The sequence below is a fragment of the Ruegeria sp. SAZD013 genome (assembly GCF_059612525.1).
In genome coordinates this window covers 1-17,091 of record NZ_JBXWQT010000038.1, presented here as the reverse complement: position 1 = coordinate 17,091, position 17,091 = coordinate 1, and the positions used below count along the sequence as shown (strand labels likewise).

General features: G+C 55.2%; 16 protein-coding genes. 8 read left to right on the top strand and 8 right to left on the bottom strand.

Going from position 1 to position 17,091, the window contains the following annotated elements:
* The first annotated feature begins 8 nt into the window (after nt 1-8).
* Complete coding sequence (locus tag AC2FLU_RS18675) at nt 9-1,373, top strand: formimidoylglutamate deiminase (RefSeq protein ID WP_496716368.1); 1,365 nt, start codon at nt 9-11, stop codon at nt 1,371-1,373.
* Here AC2FLU_RS18675 and AC2FLU_RS18670 read toward each other — a convergent pair.
* Nucleotides 1,370-1,918 carry a HutD/Ves family protein gene (locus tag AC2FLU_RS18670; protein ID WP_480625128.1) on the bottom strand — a complete coding sequence of 183 codons (549 nt, stop codon included), beginning with the start codon at nt 1,916-1,918 and terminating at the stop codon, nt 1,370-1,372. The genes AC2FLU_RS18675 and AC2FLU_RS18670 overlap by 4 nt on opposite strands.
* Nucleotides 1,919-1,985: 67 nt before the next feature.
* On the opposite strand from AC2FLU_RS18670, the gene hutC reads away from it, so the two are divergent.
* Nucleotides 1,986-2,687 (top strand): histidine utilization transcriptional repressor HutC, encoded by a 702-nt coding sequence (gene hutC / locus AC2FLU_RS18665; RefSeq protein ID WP_480519774.1) that lies wholly within the window; start codon nt 1,986-1,988, stop codon nt 2,685-2,687.
* Between the two features lie 75 nt (nt 2,688-2,762).
* Here the strand turns inward: hutC and AC2FLU_RS18660 are convergent, their stop codons facing one another.
* Genes AC2FLU_RS18660 through AC2FLU_RS18645 form a run of 4 tightly spaced genes read right to left on the bottom strand, consistent with a single transcriptional unit; the run spans nt 2,763 to nt 6,757 of the window.
* A complete protein-coding gene (locus AC2FLU_RS18660; RefSeq protein WP_496809394.1) occupies nt 2,763-3,089 on the bottom strand; it encodes a cytochrome o ubiquinol oxidase subunit IV in 327 nt (108 codons plus the stop codon).
* Nucleotides 3,082-3,714, bottom strand: coding sequence for a cytochrome c oxidase subunit 3 (locus AC2FLU_RS18655; protein ID WP_496809393.1), 633 nt, complete (start codon nt 3,712-3,714; stop codon nt 3,082-3,084). Before AC2FLU_RS18655 ends, AC2FLU_RS18660 begins: the two co-directional genes overlap by 8 nt.
* Nucleotides 3,711-5,801 (bottom strand): cbb3-type cytochrome c oxidase subunit I, encoded by a 2,091-nt coding sequence (locus AC2FLU_RS18650; protein ID WP_496809392.1) that lies wholly within the window; start codon nt 5,799-5,801, stop codon nt 3,711-3,713. The genes AC2FLU_RS18655 and AC2FLU_RS18650 overlap by 4 nt, the downstream gene beginning before the upstream one ends.
* On the bottom strand, nt 5,798-6,757 hold the full coding sequence (locus AC2FLU_RS18645; RefSeq protein ID WP_480554860.1) for a cytochrome ubiquinol oxidase subunit II family protein: 960 nt from the start codon (nt 6,755-6,757) through the stop codon (nt 5,798-5,800). Before AC2FLU_RS18645 ends, AC2FLU_RS18650 begins: the two co-directional genes overlap by 4 nt.
* Before the next feature lie 185 nt (nt 6,758-6,942).
* Between AC2FLU_RS18645 and AC2FLU_RS18640 the strand changes: the two genes are divergently transcribed.
* From AC2FLU_RS18640 to AC2FLU_RS18620, 5 genes are all read left to right on the top strand, one after another.
* On the top strand, nt 6,943-8,178 hold the full coding sequence (locus AC2FLU_RS18640) for a lytic murein transglycosylase (protein WP_480477029.1): 1,236 nt from the start codon (nt 6,943-6,945) through the stop codon (nt 8,176-8,178).
* A gap of 643 nt (nt 8,179-8,821) precedes the next feature.
* Nucleotides 8,822-9,715 (top strand): UTP--glucose-1-phosphate uridylyltransferase GalU, encoded by an 894-nt coding sequence (gene galU, locus AC2FLU_RS18635; protein WP_480519762.1) that lies wholly within the window; start codon nt 8,822-8,824, stop codon nt 9,713-9,715.
* A 71-nt stretch (nt 9,716-9,786) separates the two neighbouring features.
* Entirely contained in the window at nt 9,787-11,226 is a 1,440-nt protein-coding gene (locus AC2FLU_RS18630; protein ID WP_496809391.1) for a mannose-1-phosphate guanylyltransferase/mannose-6-phosphate isomerase, read from the top strand.
* 169 nt (nt 11,227-11,395) lie between these two features.
* Nucleotides 11,396-12,466 carry a DUF2793 domain-containing protein gene (locus tag AC2FLU_RS18625; RefSeq protein ID WP_480554856.1) on the top strand — a complete coding sequence of 357 codons (1,071 nt, stop codon included), beginning with the start codon at nt 11,396-11,398 and terminating at the stop codon, nt 12,464-12,466.
* A gap of 381 nt (nt 12,467-12,847) precedes the next feature.
* On the top strand, nt 12,848-14,152 hold the full coding sequence (locus AC2FLU_RS18620; protein ID WP_480554855.1) for a UDP-glucose dehydrogenase family protein: 1,305 nt from the start codon (nt 12,848-12,850) through the stop codon (nt 14,150-14,152).
* Between the two features lie 42 nt (nt 14,153-14,194).
* Here the strand turns inward: AC2FLU_RS18620 and AC2FLU_RS18615 are convergent, their stop codons facing one another.
* The 3 genes from AC2FLU_RS18615 to AC2FLU_RS18605 form a co-directional block, all read right to left on the bottom strand.
* The gene (locus AC2FLU_RS18615; protein WP_496809390.1) at nt 14,195-15,253 is read right to left on the bottom strand and encodes a helix-turn-helix domain-containing protein; all 1,059 of its coding nucleotides are present in this window, start codon (nt 15,251-15,253) and stop codon (nt 14,195-14,197) included.
* Nucleotides 15,254-15,317: 64 nt separating this feature from the next.
* Entirely contained in the window at nt 15,318-16,055 is a 738-nt protein-coding gene (locus tag AC2FLU_RS18610) for an anti-sigma factor (RefSeq protein ID WP_496809389.1), read from the bottom strand.
* Entirely contained in the window at nt 16,052-16,576 is a 525-nt protein-coding gene (locus tag AC2FLU_RS18605; RefSeq protein ID WP_480554851.1) for an RNA polymerase sigma factor, read from the bottom strand. The genes AC2FLU_RS18610 and AC2FLU_RS18605 overlap by 4 nt, the downstream gene beginning before the upstream one ends.
* 321 nt (nt 16,577-16,897) lie before the next feature.
* Between AC2FLU_RS18605 and AC2FLU_RS18600 the strand changes: the two genes are divergently transcribed.
* Nucleotides 16,898-17,091, top strand: a 194-nt coding sequence (locus AC2FLU_RS18600) for a hypothetical protein (RefSeq protein WP_496812076.1), incomplete at its 3' end; no start/stop codon positions are given.

The following is a 17,091-nucleotide window of genomic DNA, read 5'->3' as shown; positions in this document are numbered from 1 at the left end:
AGGCAGGAATGACGGTCATATTCGCAAAACGGGCCTTTCTGGCAGCCGGCTGGGCAGAAAACCTGCGAGTCGAGATCAAGAATGGTCGTATCGCGCATCTGACAACCGACGCGGTCGCGCAAAACGGCGACACCTGCGTTGACACTCTCCTGCCCGCTTTGGGCAACCTTCACAGCCATGCCTTTCAGCGCGCCATGGCGGGAATGACCGAATATCGGCTGGCTGGCCGTGACAGTTTCTGGACTTGGCGCGATCTGATGTATCGTTTCACAGCCCACCTGAGCCCTGACCAAATTCAGGCCATCGCCGCGCAAGTCTATGTCGAGATGCAGGAGGCCGGGTACGCGTCGGTCGGGGAATTCCATTATCTGCACCACCAACCGGACGGGCAACCCTATGACAGGCTTTGCGAACTCAGCGACCGGATCATGGCCGCCGCCGCCGAGACCGGAATTGGCCTGACCCATCTGCCCGTGCTCTACAGCTATGCAGGAGTTGGAGAAAAACCGCTGGAGGCCGGGCAGCGACGCTTTGGCAATGATGTGGGCCGTTTTTGCGAACTTGTCGCTCAGGCGCGGGAAGCGCTCGGCAATCTTCCCGACGATTGTCGCGTCGGCATCGCGCCACATTCACTGCGCGCCACGTGTCCGCGCGATATGGCGCAGGTGGTGGCATCACAAAATTCCGGTCCGATCCATATCCACATTGCTGAACAACCCAGAGAGGTTGAGGAAGTGCAGGCTGGCCTTGGCGCGCGTCCGGTCGAATGGCTGCTGGATAATGCCCCGGTTGATTCCAACTGGTGCCTGATCCACGCAACCCATATGACCGACGAAGAGACTCGCGCCATGGCCCACAGCAATGCCGTTGCCGGTCTGTGCCCGGTGACAGAAGCCAACCTGGGCGATGGGCCTTTCAATGGCCCTGTCTATTTGAATGCAGGCGGCGCTTTTGGCGTGGGATCAGACTCCAACGTGTTGATTTCCATGACCGAAGAGCTCCGCACACTCGAATATTCGCAACGACTGCGCGACCTGTCACGTAACGTGCTGGTGGTTGGTGAAGGTTCTGTCGGACAAACCCTTTACCGCGGCGCAGCTATTGGCGGCGCGCAGGCGCTAGGCCGCAATGCGGGGCAAATTGCCGAAGGAATGCTGGCTGATCTTGTCGCCATTGACAGCCAAGCCCCTGCCCTTTGCGCATTACAGCCCCAGCAGTTGCTGGATGGTCTTGTCTTTGCCGCCAAAGATAATGTCGTTACTGATCTTTGGTCCGCAGGCCGACATCAGGTTCAAAACGGGCGTCACTTCCTGCGGGACAAGGTCGCGCGTAACTACAAACGGGCAATAGGTGAGCTTCTGGCTGAGCTTTAGCTGGGGGCCTTATTGAAACTCACGCGAAGGATCTTGGCACCAGCAGCGGGCCTGACCGTAACGGCGGCGTTCAGCGTCATTGCGTCTCCGGCCACCAGAGGCGTTTTGTCTGACATATGGGCCATTCCCGAGGCGACAAAGATAAACTCGCCCGCCGCCCCCTCGAATTCCTGATCATTTGCAAAAACGTTCACTACCACAACGACGTCCTTTGGATCGTAGATCACATTGAACGCACGACACGGCCCGTCCAACAGCCGCGCATTCAGCGCGAGCGCCCCGTCGAACGAAAGCGGCAGCAAAGGGCGTGCCGTTAAAACGCCGCTATCGCCGAGCAAATCAAGCCCTGCCCCTTCGATGATCGTGTGTACGCGCGACATCCCTGGAAATCGGGAAAATGGCCCATCCCGATCGATCCGGGCCACACTAATACGCCAGGCGACGTGCTCGCCGACCCGCTTCGCGGCAAGTTCGGTAGTTACACCGCCACCATTGGCCCATGGCGTAACCGCGCAATCCTGCAATCTGATAAGGTTCTGGGTCAAATTCTTTGCATCTCACCGTTAACCTAGACATAATACTAATAAGTTCAAAAAATATAGTGAGCACAATGTGAACGAGCAGAAAAACGTCGGCTTCCAGGATGTCCGCGATGAAGTTTTGAATCGCATCCAGACCAGAATCTGGCCGCAAGGCAGCTTGCTGCCTACCGAACTGGAGCTTGCCGCCGAGTTCGGTTGTGCTCGTGCAACTGTCAATCGCGCTCTGCGTGAACTTGCTGATCAGGGTATTGTCACACGGAAACGCAAAGGCGGCACGCGTGTGGTCACAACACCGGTCAAACAAGCCCGACTGCCTATTGCGGTAGTCCGGCAAACCATTGAAGATATGAATGCCGAATACCGATATGCGTTGGTCAACCGTACGCTGATAGATTGTCCGGCATGGCTGCAAGCCAAACTCGGACTGCCCGAGGGTACGCAAATTCTGCATTTGCGCTGTATGCACCATGCCGACAACCGCCCCTTCCAGTACGAGGAACGATGGATCAATACCGCCGCAGTACCGCACGTCATGGATGAAGACTTTCTGACCACCGGTCCTAACGAATGGTTGCTGGCCGAGGTTCCTTTTTCGAACGCGGAAATTGCATTCTCAGCTGTTCCGGCAACCGGTCCGCTTCAGGATTTTCTTTCCGTTCCGCCCGGCACCCCTTTGTTCCAGTTGGAGCGGACAACGTGGTTTCGAAAAACCCCGGTCACCTTTGTGCGCATGACCTTTCATCAGGGTTATCAAATGCGGACTACGTACTGAGGCCGTATTCGTTATTGGTGATCCCGCCGAATGCCAAAATCTCGATCCGCTACCCCCGCTTGTTTCAAGTACGCACTACATCAAGTGCATGTGCATTCGGGTGGCCAGACTGCCCAGAACCCAGATGGTGCCAAGGATCATGATCATCAGAACCAATGTCGAAAACAGCACCAGGTGCAGATCTTCGCGGCTGCTGCGCCGACGGTCGATATGTAGGAAGTAGACAAGCTGCAACACAAGCTGTGCCAATCCAAGCAACCCGATGGTCAGGTAAACACCAACCGTTTCAATCCCATAAACCTGCGCCACGCCAAACATCGCCAAGGTCAGCAACAGCGAGCCACCATACCCGATCACATAGCGCCGACGCTCGCGATGATGCATTTCAGAGCGCTTATCCATAGGTCAGACCTCCGAAATACACGATGGTAATGATCCCAATCCAGATCAGATCGAGAAAATGCCAGAACAACGCCAGTCGCACCACGCGCGAGATAACCACATCCGTCATACCCTTGACGCGCAGCTGGATACCCAAAACGATCAACCAAAGGCATCCAGTCGCAACGTGCAGACCATGCAGTGGGACCAACCCGAAAAAAGCCGACAGAAAACCGCTGCGCTGCGGAATGCCGCCTTTATCCGCCATAGCCATGAAGTCACGCACTTCAAGCACCAGAAAACCAAGCCCAAGCGCAAGACTGACGCCAAACCATAAGACAATGCGACCGCGCGGCAGATTGTACTTCAACGCCAGCATGGCAAGACCCACTGTCAGGCTGCTGGTCAGCAGTATCATGGTCTGCGCAAAGACACTTTTCAGATCAAACAACTCGTGCGGGCCGGGGCCACCTGCCTGCGCATCGATCATCGTTATGTAAATCGCAAACATCAGGCCAAAATAGACCAGATCGCTCATCAAGAAGACCCAGAACCCAAAGGTGACAACCTCGGTTGCCTTGTGGGCACTGGCGTGATGTTCCCCTAGATTGATACCGGGATAGCTGTGAGTGGGCGCGCGCTTCATGTCGCCACCTCCAGATCCGGGCGGGCAAGGCCGCGGTTTTCCGGAGAAGTTTCATAATCGCGATCAACCGCCGCTTCGCTGTGGACCAATGCCAGCCAGGCTTCGTGGTCCCTTCGCACCTCTTCCGCTGGGATGGTGAGTTCTGTACTGTCATCGAATGTCCAGATGATCACCACAAGGATCATCAAAACCGTCATTAACGCCGCAAGCCACCAGATCCACCAGACCAGCGCAAACATCCATATGCCACTGAGAACGCACAGAACAAAGCCAATTCCCGTGTTTCGGGGCAGTTCGATATCTTCATAAGCGTCTGGTGTTGGATAGGCCGTTCCTTTTGCCTTCTGTGCCGTGAACTCATCCCGATCCGAAACCTTGGGGATGATCGCAAAGTTATAAGCGGGAGGCGGTGAAGGGATAGACCATTCCAATGTGCGACCATCCCAGGGATCCCCAACCGGAACACGGGTTTGGTCGCGGTCACGAATGCTGACCCATAGCTGGATCAGGATCGAGAACAATCCACAAGTAATAACAATCGCTCCGATGATGGCCACGATCATGAAAGGGTGGAAAGACGGATCGCTATAGCTGAAAGATCGGCGCGGCATGCCCAACAGCCCGACGAAGTAGAGAGGCACGAATGTCAGCAAAAACCCCCCGGTCCAGCAATAAACAGAAACCCGGCCCCAGAATTCGTTCAGTCGGAATCCAAAGGCCTTGGGGAACCAGTAATTGTATGCCGCCAACAATCCGAACAACACGCCAGGCAATAACGCGTTGTGGAAATGAGCTACCAAAAACAGCGTATTGTGAACCTGGTAGTCTACGGTTGGATTTGCCAGGATCACGCCGCTCAGCCCGCCGATGGCAAACAGCATCAAAAATGACAACCCATAAAGCATCGGCACCGAGAACCGAATGCGTCCCCGCCACAACGTCGCCATCCAGTCATAGACTTTCACGCCGGTTGGGATGGCAATCAGCATGGTCGCGATACCAAACACCGCGTTGATCAGCGCGCTTTGACCCATGGTGAAAAAGTGGTGCAGCCAGACTGTGAACGACAACACGGCGATCGACATGGTCGCGATGACAAGCGAGTTGTAGCCATAAAGCCGTTTGGCCGAGAAGGTCGCAAACACCTCGGAATAGATGCCATAAGCAGGCAAAACCAGCAGGTAAACCTCGGGGTGGCCGAACAGCCAAAACAGATTGGCATAGTTCATCATGTTGCCACCGAGGTCGTTTGTGAAAAAGTGGAAATCAAGATAGCGATCAGCGGCAAGCATCAGCGCGGCGACACTCAAAGGCGGCATAGCAAAGACGATCAAGATCGAACTGCAAATGATTGTCCAGCAATACATCGGCAGCCGCATGAACGTCATGCCCGGCGCGCGCAACTTGTAGATCGTTACAGCAAAATTGATACCGGTCAGTGAGGTGCCAATGCCCGAAACAACGATTGCCCAGATCCAGTAATCCGGTCCAACACCGGGATTGAACGCCGCGCCGGTATACGGTGGATAGGCTGTCCAGCCGCCGGTCGAAAACTCTCCAATCACCAGCGACACCATCAGCATCATGCCTGACGAAACCGTAAGGCCCAGACTAATCTGGTTTAGTCGCGGGAATGCCACATCGCGCGCGCCGATCATCAGCGGGACAATGTAATTCGCAACACCAAAGACAAAGGGAACGGCAACAAAGAAGACCATGATTGTGCCGTGAGTGCTGAAAAGCTCGGCAAAATGTTCGGCTTCGAGGAAACCGTCGCCGGGCCCGGAAGCCTGCTGCGCGCGCATGACAACGCCTTCAAGCACACCGCGTGCCAGCATCACGATGGCAAAGACGATATACATGACACCGATCTTCTTGTGATCGACGCTGGTCAGCCAATCGCGCCACAGGGGTGTCCACAGACGAAACCAGCTCAGCAATCCTACGACAACAACAACGCCAATAATCACAACAGCTGCGGCTGTATTGGCCACGATCTCATTAGTATTTGGGTTCTGGATCAACCCGGCAATCGGAAAAGCGTCCCAACTCAGACGCCCGAAGAAACCTGTCTCGGTCGGCGTCATTTTTGCGCCTCCTGCCCAAATGATGCAGTTCCAGGCTGTAGCTCGATCGGTAAAGGCTGACCGCTGTGGTAGCGGCTCAGGATACTCCGGAACAGGTCGTCTTCTATTGAGAAGTAGAGCGCATCATCCGGCATCCGAGATGTTCCCAAAGCGGCCTGTACTTCATCCCTGTCAGTCCGCATGGCCAGTTTCCGATACGTTTCCTTGTCTAGTTGAATGCTGTTGTTACGCACTTCTTCGACCCAAGTGGCGAAATCCTCACCACTCATTGCGATGGTGCGGAACTTCTGCTTGGTAAAGCCCCGTCCGTTGTACTGAGTGTTTTCACCTTGCATCACTTCCGGCGCATCCGCGACAAGATGCAACTGGGTGGTCATGCCCGGCATCGCATAAATTTGCCCAGCCAGCGCGGGTATCATAAAAGACTGCATTACGGTATCGGTCGTCAGCGTCAATGCAATTTGCCGCTTTGTCGGAATTCCAAACTCTCCCACTGTGGCGATCCCGAGATCTGGGTACAGAAACAGCCATTTCCAATCCAGACCGACAACCTGAACCCGCAGCGCCGGATCCTCACCAAACGGTGCCGAATACGGGTCAAGCCGATGCGTCGCCTTCCAAAGATAAAAGGACAGCAGGGCCACGATTATTACAGGTAAGCCCCACATGACAAATTCCAGCTTGGCCGAGAAATCCCAATCCGGTGCGTAAGGCGCAATGCGGTTGCTTCGGCGGCGATACCGAAACGCTATTATCGGGACCAGCACCAATACCGGGATAACGGCCAGCAGGATCAATACGGTCGCGCGAAGCAAATGCGTCTTCTGAACTGCCGCTATTGGGCCTTGCGGGTCCATAAAGCTGTCGCTGGCCAAAGCTGGTTGCGCCGAAGCGATCAACAGGAACACAGCGGCAAGTCTGAGCAAGGATGGATTGGACGAAACGACTTGTGCCACAGCTGACTGTCCTCTCCTCATCTCGATCCCATCCAACTATCGGCAAGTGGGTGAAATTTCTCAAGAGTTTTCCGAACCACAAATTGCCATCCTCAGCTTTCTTTCAACTTTGGGTATAAACAGCGACGGGTCGCGCGGCATCTTCCCGTTGACTTGCAAGGCCAGTCGGGACAGAAAAATCGTCAATGCGTACTTTGCTTGTCACTCTAGGATTGATCCTTCTGTCCCAGACCGCACTGGCACAGGATCGTGCAGCAATTGAACGCCAGTTTCAGTCGTGGCTGTTGGAGACGATCTGGCCCAAGGCGCAGGCCAAAGGTGTTTCACGCAACACACTGCAACAGGCGTTTTCCGGTGTTACTCTGAACTGGGACCTGCCGGATCTGGTTCCGCCCGGACATAAACGCAAAACGCCCAAGGCGCAAAAACAAGCCGAATTTGGCTCGCCCAGCCGGTATTTCAATACGGGGTCAATTCAGGGTGCAACGTCTGTCGGGCGCAGGATGGCAAAGCAACACTCTGCGATTCTTGCCAAAGTCGAAAGCAATACTGGCGTTCCTGCTCGTATCATTCTGGCAATCTGGGGCAGAGAAAGCGGCTATGGGCAGGTGCCAATCCGCCATGATGCGTTCAGGGTTCTGTCGACCAAGGCATTCATGAGCACACGCGCGGAATACTTCACGGCCGAGCTTATCGCAGCTCTGCAAATCGCAGAAGCGGGGCCCCTGCCAGCCCGGCAAATGAAAAGCAGTTGGGCAGGCGCGTTAGGGCAACCCCAGTTCATGCCATCAAGCTATTTGGATTACGCCGCAGATGGCAACGGCGATGGACAGGTCGATATCTGGGGGTCATCCGATGATACAATCACTTCGATTGGCAACTACCTGAAAAAGCACGGCTGGATCGCCGGGCGTGACTGGGGTTTCGAAGTGTCTGTGCCGGCAACCGTTTCATGTACATTGGAAGGACCCGACCAGGGGCAGTCAATTCAGCAGTGGGAAGCGATGGGCATAAACCGGGTCTCTGGCAAACCTTTTCCAGCCCACGAGATGAAGGGGGTAGGTTACCTGATGATGCCAGCAGGACGATTTGGTCCTGCTTTTCTTGTCACTCCGAATTTTTACGTTCTTAAGGAATACAACAAAAGTGATCTGTATGCTTTGTTCGTCGGCCATGTCGGTGACAGAATCCAATTTGGAAGCGACGATTTTGCAGGGCGGTGGGGCAAGGTCGGCGGTTTGTACCGTTCTGACATCGCAAAGATGCAGGGCGCGCTGGAAAGCTTGGGGTACGATGTCGGAGGCGTTGACGGCTTGCCAGGTTTCAAAACCCGCCGATCAATAGGCAGATGGCAGGAAACGATGGGTGTTGCACCTACCTGCTTTCCTGAAGCCTCGATGACAACGAAACTGGCCCGATAAGGCACCAAGCATGCGTTGAACGGTCGCTCTCGACTTGCTGAAGCATCTTATCGCCGGTCGCAACAGACCGCATTTATCATCAATCTTAATGATTTCGACCATATTGTTGCTCTTTCAAAAACGGACTTGATGCGTCAGATCATGTATTTCCAAGAAGCTCGGATGTTTGCCGACGGGTTACTTGTGCCCTTAAGACACGTTACTTGACGCAACTTGCGACTAAGTGAGCCGTGTTAATTCCAGTTAAGTAATCCCTTCCATCTGAGTTCTTTTTGACCGCGCAGTCCAAAACTACTTGTCATAACAAGGCGATATGCCCATCCAAAGAAAGGCACGCGGAACTCCGTTCGGGGGCTTTTCAAGGCAAGTAATGCTGCTCCAAAATATCAACTTTCCGTGATCGACAAATCGTCGCCAGATTTTTGGCACAGAGTTGTAAGGGAAGGGTCGCTGGGAACTGTCGTTCGGGCCTTGTATACAGGAAACAACGGAGTCGGCTTTTGACTCGTCTGGACCAAGGTGGCACGATTTGGTCAATAACAGCCGGCACACTGGGCATGATTGATTGACACGGTTTTTAAGACTAAGAGGACATTCCGGATGTTTTCTGTTTTACCGGCCAAGTTTTGATTTGAGAGGCACCATGACACGCAAAGTCACCAAAGCAGTTTTTCCAGTGGCGGGAATGGGAACCCGGTTTTTGCCGGCAACCAAGTCCGTTCCGAAAGAGATAATGACGTTGGTGGACCGCCCCCTGGTGCAATATGCAATCGATGAAGCCCGCGCCGCTGGGATCAAAGAGTTCATCTTTGTGACGTCTCGCGGGAAATCCGCGCTTGAAGATTACTTTGACCATAACCTCGTCCTCGAACAGGAACTAATGGCCAAAGGGAAAAACAAGCTTCTCGATATCCTGAACAAGACCAATATGGAAAGCGGCGCGATCGCCTATATCCGCCAACACAAAGCCTTGGGTCTGGGCCACGCCGTTTGGTGCGCGCGCCGCTTGATAGGCGATGAACCTTTTGCCGTTATGTTGCCTGACGATGTGATTGCTGCAGACAAACCATGTCTGCAACAAATGGTCGAAGCCTATGAGGAAACGGGCGGCAACATGGTGGCAACGATGGAGGTTCCGCCAGAAAAGACAAGTTCGTATGGCGTGCTGGATGTTGTCGACAGTATCGGCCCGGTCATTCCGGCCAAGAGCATGGTTGAAAAGCCTGAACCATCGAAAGCGCCATCCAATTTGGCCGTTATCGGGCGCTATATTCTTCGACCTTCCGTGTTGAACAACCTGAACGCAATGAAAACCGGAAGCGGCGGTGAAATCCAACTGACTGATGCAATCGCCGAAGATATCGCATCCGGCGTGCCCGTTTTTGGCTACAAGTTCGACGGGCAGCGTTTCGACTGCGGCTCAAAATCCGGTTTTCTGCAAGCAACCGTTTCCTTTGCCCTTGCCCGTGACGACCTGCGTGATGACCTGAGCCAGTATCTGAATGACATCGTTGCAACTGGAAAAGCGGCCCAGTAGCCAAGGGATCACTCATTCCACAAAAAGAACTGAAAAATATCGTTGGTCATCAGCAATTCAGGGGCACGCGTATGAACAGAACGGTCTATCCAGTCATCCTGTGTGGTGGTTCAGGAACGCGTTTGTGGCCCCTGTCGCGCAAAAGCTATCCCAAGCAATTCGTCCCACTTGTCGGCAAAACCAGTCTTTTACAAGATTGTGCCGACCGGATGCTTGGGCCCTCGCATGCGCCCTATGCCAAACCACTGGTTCTAACCAACGATGCCTTTCGGTTTATTGTCCCTGAACAGTTGACAGCTGTGGGGATCGCCCCCGGCCCGATCCTGATTGAGCCTGAAGGGCGCAACACGGCCCCTGCCGTACTGGCGGCTGCGTTGTACCTTGCCTTACGTGATCCGGATGCCATCATGCTGGTTGCACCTTCAGATCATGTGCTTCCAAACAAGGCGGCTTTTCATCAGGCAGTCGACATAGGCGTGCGCGCAATTGCCGAACGAGGCGATCTGGTGACATTTGGCATCACGCCCACTCGGCCCGAAACCGGGTATGGCTACTTAAAGCTGAACGACGCCCCAGACGCGTCCGAGGGTGCAGTTCGCCTGGATCGGTTCGTGGAGAAACCGGATCTGGAAGCGGCGCAGGCGATGGTGAAAGATGGCAGTTACCTGTGGAACTCCGGCATCTTCCTGTTTGCGGCACGTGACATCGTTGCCGCATATGAAAAGTACGCTAGCACCCTTGTTGCACCTGTCCAAAAGGCCGTCGACAGCGCAAAGACAGATTTGGGGTTCCTGAGATTGGATCCTTCAGCTTGGGCTGACGTCGATGACATATCGATCGACTATGCGGTCATGGAAAAAGCTCCCAACCTCAGCGTGGTTCCCTATTCCGCAGGTTGGTCTGATGTTGGCAGTTGGACGGCTGTTCAAGAATTGTCAGATCCTGATGAAAATGACATAGCGACACATGGGGAAGTAACCACAATCGACTGCCGCAACGTTCTGATACGATCAGAATCGCCAGCGCAGGAAGTGGTGGCAATGGGGCTTGAGAACGTTATCGCAGTTGCGATGCCAGATGCTGTGCTGGTTGCCAGCATGGATAAAGCCCAGGACGTCAAGCAGGCTGTTGCTGCCTTAAAGGCAAAAGGGGCCAAACAGGCAGATACGCTTCCGGTCGATCACCGCCCCTGGGGCTGGTTTGAGAGCCTCGTGATCGGTGACAGATTTCAGGTCAAGCGAATCCATGTGCATCCGGGCGCAGCGCTCAGCCTGCAGTCCCATCACCACCGGTCCGAGCATTGGATTGTGGTAGAGGGCACCGCCAAGGTCACAATCGATGATCAGGAACGGTTGGTCAGTGAAAACCAGTCAGTCTATATCCCGCTGGGTGCTGTGCACCGGATGGAGAACCCTGGCAAGGTGCCCATGGTATTGATCGAAGTGCAGACCGGCACCTATTTAGGCGAAGATGACATCATTCGATATGAAGACATTTATGCCCGGGATTAAGCGGCGACATAGTTCTCCACAGGCCATACTCGGGTCGGCTTATCCCCGGAGATACTCAGGTTAACAGATCATTTCCTGTGCGGTCGGCCAGGTCAGACGAGATTGACGCGCCTTACGGCAGGGTGGCGCGCAACCGATTTTCGGACCGACAGCCACAGGAGGCCCCCCCGTGTCACAGATCTCACCCAGACTGCACCTGCCTTTTCTGCAACCTTCGCAGGCCCAAAAACACGTCATCCACAATGAAGCACTGCGACAGCTTGATCTGGTCGTTCAACTTTCAGTACAGACGACCAATGCCAGCACCCCGCCCGTAGTCCCCGAGCAGGGCGATATCTATGCTCTGGGCGCCACCCCCACCGGGGACTGGGCCGGACATGCAAGAGAGCTTGCCGCATGGCTGGACAACGCCTGGCATTTCTTGACCCCGTATGCGGGCTGGCGTGCCTGGGACGAAGCCACTGGTGAACTGAAGTTCTGGAATGGGTCTGACTGGCTGCCCTTGCCCGTCAATACTCAGAACCTGGATGGTATCGGGGTGGCGACAAGTTCGGACGTTACGAATCGCTTGTCTGTCCGAAGCCCGGCCACGCTTCTGAGCCACGAGGGCGGCGGGCATCAGCTGAAGATCAACAAGGCGGGTGCCAGCGATACGGCATCGCTGGTGTTTCAGTCGAACTGGACCGGCCACGCTGAAATGGGGTTATCCGGAAGTACGGGGTTCTCAATTAAAGTGTCCCCTGACGGAGGTACCTGGACGGAAGCTCTGACTTTTGACCCTACGACCGGAACAGCGGCTGGTGCAGCTATTCAGGGTAATATGACGGATACCACTCCGGGTCGCCTGATGCGTGCCGACTACGGCTATGGGCCGGGCAACCTTCTGGGGGCGGTATCAGAAGTTGGCGGCACACCAACCGGTGCGGTCATAGAGCGCGGAAGTAATGCCAGTGGCGATTTCACGCGTTTTGCTGATGGAACCATGATTTGCACCGCCGTGTTGCTTCCTGTCGCATGTACGACCGCTGAAGGCGCATTATTCGCAAGCGCTGCAATGACGTGGGACTACCCAGCGCCATTTTCCTCTGCGCCAAGCGTTAGTGGCAGCGCTGGAGCTAATAATCGCTTCATCGGGTTTGATGTGCCCGGAAACACTCAAGTTACCTGCAAAGCCCTCTCCTCAACTTCGGATGCAGTCGCTTTTTCACCAAGTGTCATCGCCATAGGGCGCTGGTTCTGAGTACAGCTGCCGCCTGAACTGTGGTTCAGGCGGTTTTTTTGTGTAGTCGACCCATTTCTTTAGCAATCACCGATTTCATTGGACCCGCCACAGACGCCTTGCTCCGGGCGAAAAGCGAGCGACGCAACACCACACGCCTGGTGGCTGTTTATTATTGATCCATGCCCAGAATTGTATCTTCTCAGCTGACAATGGCCGTGATTCAACAGTTTCTGCGCTGCACGACGGACTTTAGAAACTCCTTTCCAGCACTTATTGCCTCAAAAACAACAAGAAAACGTGGGAACTCAACAGCCATACCTGTAAATCATTGAAACCGGCCCTGGATTCTTCGATTGTGCCCGCGCCGTTGATAGTAATTGGTAAAAAAGGATTTGGCAGATGCGCATTGCAATGATCGGCACAGGTTATGTGGGCCTTGTGTCCGGTGTGTGTTTCTCGGACTTCGGACATGATGTGATTTGCGTTGATAAGGCTGAGCAGAAGATCGATATGCTCAAAGCCGGACAGGTGCCTATTTATGAACCGGGTCTGGACGTGCTGATGGCACGAAACGTCGTGGCTGGCCGTCTGAGCTTTACAACCGATCTTGCAGCCGCAGTGGACGGCGCGGATGCTATCTTTATTGCAGTTGGAACGCCGACCCGGCGTGGAGACGGCCATGCGGATCTGACCTATGTGATGGCAGCGGCGGAAGAAATCGCTCAGGCTGTCACCGGGTATACCGTTATCGTCACAAAATCGACTGTGCCCGTCGGAACAAACAGAAAAGTGCAGGAAACAGTCAAGGCCGCCAACCCCCAGGCCGAATTTGACGTGGCTTCGAACCCTGAATTTCTTCGCGAAGGCGCGGCAATCGACGATTTCATGCGCCCGGACCGCGTCGTGGTCGGCGTGGAAAACGACCGCGCTGCCGAAGTGATGGCAGAAATATATCGCCCTCTGTATCTGCGCGACTTCCCGATCCTGACCACCGATCTGGAAAGTGCCGAGATGATTAAATACGCCGCCAACGCGTTTTTGGCGACCAAGATCACCTTCATCAATGAAATCGCAGGACTGTGCGAAAAAGTTGGCGCGGATGTTAAAGAAGTTGCGCGCGGCATCGGCCTTGACGGGCGGATCGGCAACAAATTTCTGCATGCAGGACCCGGCTACGGTGGTTCATGTTTTCCAAAAGACACGGCCGCGTTGGCGCGGATCGGGCAGGACCACGCGCATCCAATGCAGATCACCGAGACCGTCATCCGCGTTAATGACGAAATCAAGAAGCGGATGATCGAGAAAATTCGTGATGCATGTGACGATCATTTCAACGGCAAGACCGTGGCAGTTCTGGGTGTTACGTTCAAACCCAACACAGACGATATGCGCGACGCACCATCACTGTCCATCGTCCCCGCCCTAATAGGCGGAGGCGCAAAGGTGCGTGTTGTTGACCCACAGGGAAAATCTGAAGGGGAGGCGCTCTTGCCGGGCGTCGAATGGTGCGACGATCCGTATATCGCCGCGCGGGGCGCGGATGTTGTTGTGCTGCTGACAGAATGGAATGAATTCCGCGCGCTGAACCTTTCCGAAATTGCGGCGTCAATGAAATCAGCCAGGATGGTTGACCTGCGCAACATCTACTCGAAAACTACGGCGCTGAAGTCAGGATTTGACACCTATGTCGGCGTTGGGCGCTGAAAGCGTGCTTCCCGCCGCACGCATCTTCAAGTGGTTGACGGATCATAGTGCGGCAGTCCAGACCCGGTAACGGCCTTGGCCGGTGACTTCACGCACCAGACCTCTCCGGGTGAACAGGTCAAAATTCCGCTGAACCGCCGCGCGCGAAGAAATGGTAAGTTCTTCCGCAAGCGGGGCCGAGACCATGGGCCACGCCGCCAGAGCATCAATCAGACGCGGGGGGGTGCGACCGCTCAAATCATGCGTTGCATCGCGCGCCTTGCCCTCCCAGGCACTGATCCGGTCGAGGTGCAGCAAGGCCGCAAGAACGGCTTGCCCGGCGCCCTGTATCCAAGACCCTAACTTTTCCGTCGGCCCACCCGTTCCGCGCAACGCACCCGGACCAGACAGCGCCAGTGGCATGAACGTTGCGCCGCCGCGCCCCATCGAAGCCGCGTGCCGCGCTGCGATGATTGCCGCCTCGGTGTCGTGTCCGACGCCCTGCGATATAGCTCGCCAAGCATGAAACGCGATCGCCGATTGTGTTACTGGGTGCAACCTTTCAGCATTCTGCATGACTTCGGCCAGATCAACGATCGCTTCGGGCGTCGCACCAGAGCCCTGAGCCAGACGGTCGAGAAACGCTGTCAACCCGCTTTCCCACCCGCCTGTAGCCGGGCCTGCGCCTGAGCTCAGACGGCGCACGGCCCAACCTGCCCGAAACAGCGCCTGCACGTCATCGTGGGTCGCGCCGATCCTCAGACCCGTCCACAAAGCCAGGCGGTCTACGCTGACCCGATCCCCTGTCCACCACCCCAGATCGGACGTTTCCATAAGTGCCAAACGGTGCGTCCACCCCTCAGGCCCCGAACGCAGCCGCTCATCCAGAGCGCCAAAGGTCAGGGCAAGATCAGCAAGCTCTGCCGACAATTCTGATTGTGCCGAATGCCAATCGCGCGGATCGAACAACGGGCGCTGATCTGATCGGGGACCAGGCAGAAAGAAATCTTCCTCCACGTCCTGGTCCGGGGGCAAAAACCAAGGGTCGTCCTCTTCTGCCGGATCGCCGTCATAGATACTGGCTGGGCCAAGATCATCGACCTCGTCTTCTGGAAGGAGCATGGTTTTCTTCGACGTCATACCCGGCATTCTTCGGGCATTTGCAACTGTTCACAAGGGTTTTCCATCAGCCCGAGAATGTACGGGTCAACACTTCCAGTTCAGCGCTTAAATCCGTATGCGGGGAACTGCCCAACAGCATATATCCATAACCGCCTTGCTCCCACTTTGCAGTTGCCAAACCGCTCAAGACCGATAGTTGGACGTCGGTACTTGGGGCATTCGGTCCTTGGCGAATAACACAGAAGGCAAGTGGTCGACCCTGATCATCAGCAAAAACCACTTGGATCAAGGGCTTGCCTTTGAATGAAAGAACCTGCGCACGCTTCAGCTCCAACCCTGGCAGTGCTTCCAGTATGTCCTGATTCAGCGATCGTCCTAACTCAGCTTCGGCCATTGCAAATTGCTTGGCCAGCGACGCGTCCGAACTGTCCAGCGATGCAATCGTTTCCGGCACGTAAAGTGATTGATAGATCGCGGCCTGCTGGGCCCAGCTTAAACCTGCTGGCCGGGTGGCCCAGAATGTTACGGCGACGGCTGCAAACGCCGCGCTGGCAGCCACCGCAACAAGACGCAGAAACCCGTTAATGCCGGGCCGCGTCGTTTTTTCCGGCAGGTCCACCTTCGGCGCTTCAGCGGGCAGGTTCTCAAAAACGCCCCGAACAACTAGCGCAAACGGATCCAGCGCCATCAGACGATGTTCCAACGTAGCGTCATCTTCAACCGCAGCCTCAATAGCGCGGGTCTGAGCCTCGTCCAGGCTGCCTTCCAGATACGCTAGAAGCGTCTCGTCGGAAAACGTCATTTGCCACTCCGTCGCGCGGTGTCCGCTGCATCAATCTGCATCACGGTTTTAAGTTTCTGCCGGGCATTCGAAAGCCGGCTCATGATCGTGCCAATTGGAACCTCCAACAAGGCAGCTGCTTCGCGATAACTGTACCCCTCAACGAAGACGAGCATTACCGCTTCGCGCTGTGCCTCAGGCAACTGCATCACTTGATTAAACACTTCAGCCGCGAAAATATTCGTTTCTGTGTCTGGTCCCGTTGCAACCAGATCCGCTTCGGGGGTCACCGACAGCGCCTGCGCGTTCCGAACCGACCGCGAACGCAGCTCATTCAGCCAGATCGACCGGCAGATTGTCATCAACCAGCTGTCCAGACGGTTATGCGACGTCACCTGATGATGTCGTTCAAGCGCGCGCAAACATGTGGCCTGCAACAAATCGTCCGCTACATCCGAGGCACCCGATAATGCCAGCGCAAACCGCCAGACACGCTTCGAATGCGTCTGAACCGCATCGCGGACGGCTTGTTCAGAAGTCATCTCAGCTCTCATCGAATGATCGCGACCTGCTTGTGTTTCTCAATCGCGGATCGGACCCGCAAGGGCAGAATTGCCATATTTAGCAGTGAAATGAAACGAAACTCCTGCTCCAAGCAGTCACGTTTGCGTCTGTAATTGTTGCAGCGCCTGTTTCTGCAACCAACTGGGTGTTGGATACTGGCCATTTGCGGCAGTTGTATTGGTTTCGACCAAAGGCATGGTGTTCCAAAGCACATAAGCCGTTCGATTGCGGTTATGGATTGCTTGAGTATTTGGTATTGGTTGCGGGTTTGGTGGTTAGGTCTTATTTAGCGTGTTTGGATGTTGGGATGGGTTGGTCTGCCGCAGGGTTGCATCTGTCCTTTAGGCGCGGCGGGATATGGGGTATCTGGGCGTGCGCACCGTTTCACGGATTTGGAGAACGCAATGATGAAGCGCGCCTGGAACAAGTGGCGATCGGGCTATATGGGCCGGCTTGTCGGTGAGAGCTTTTATGCGCAGGGCGGGCTTTACGG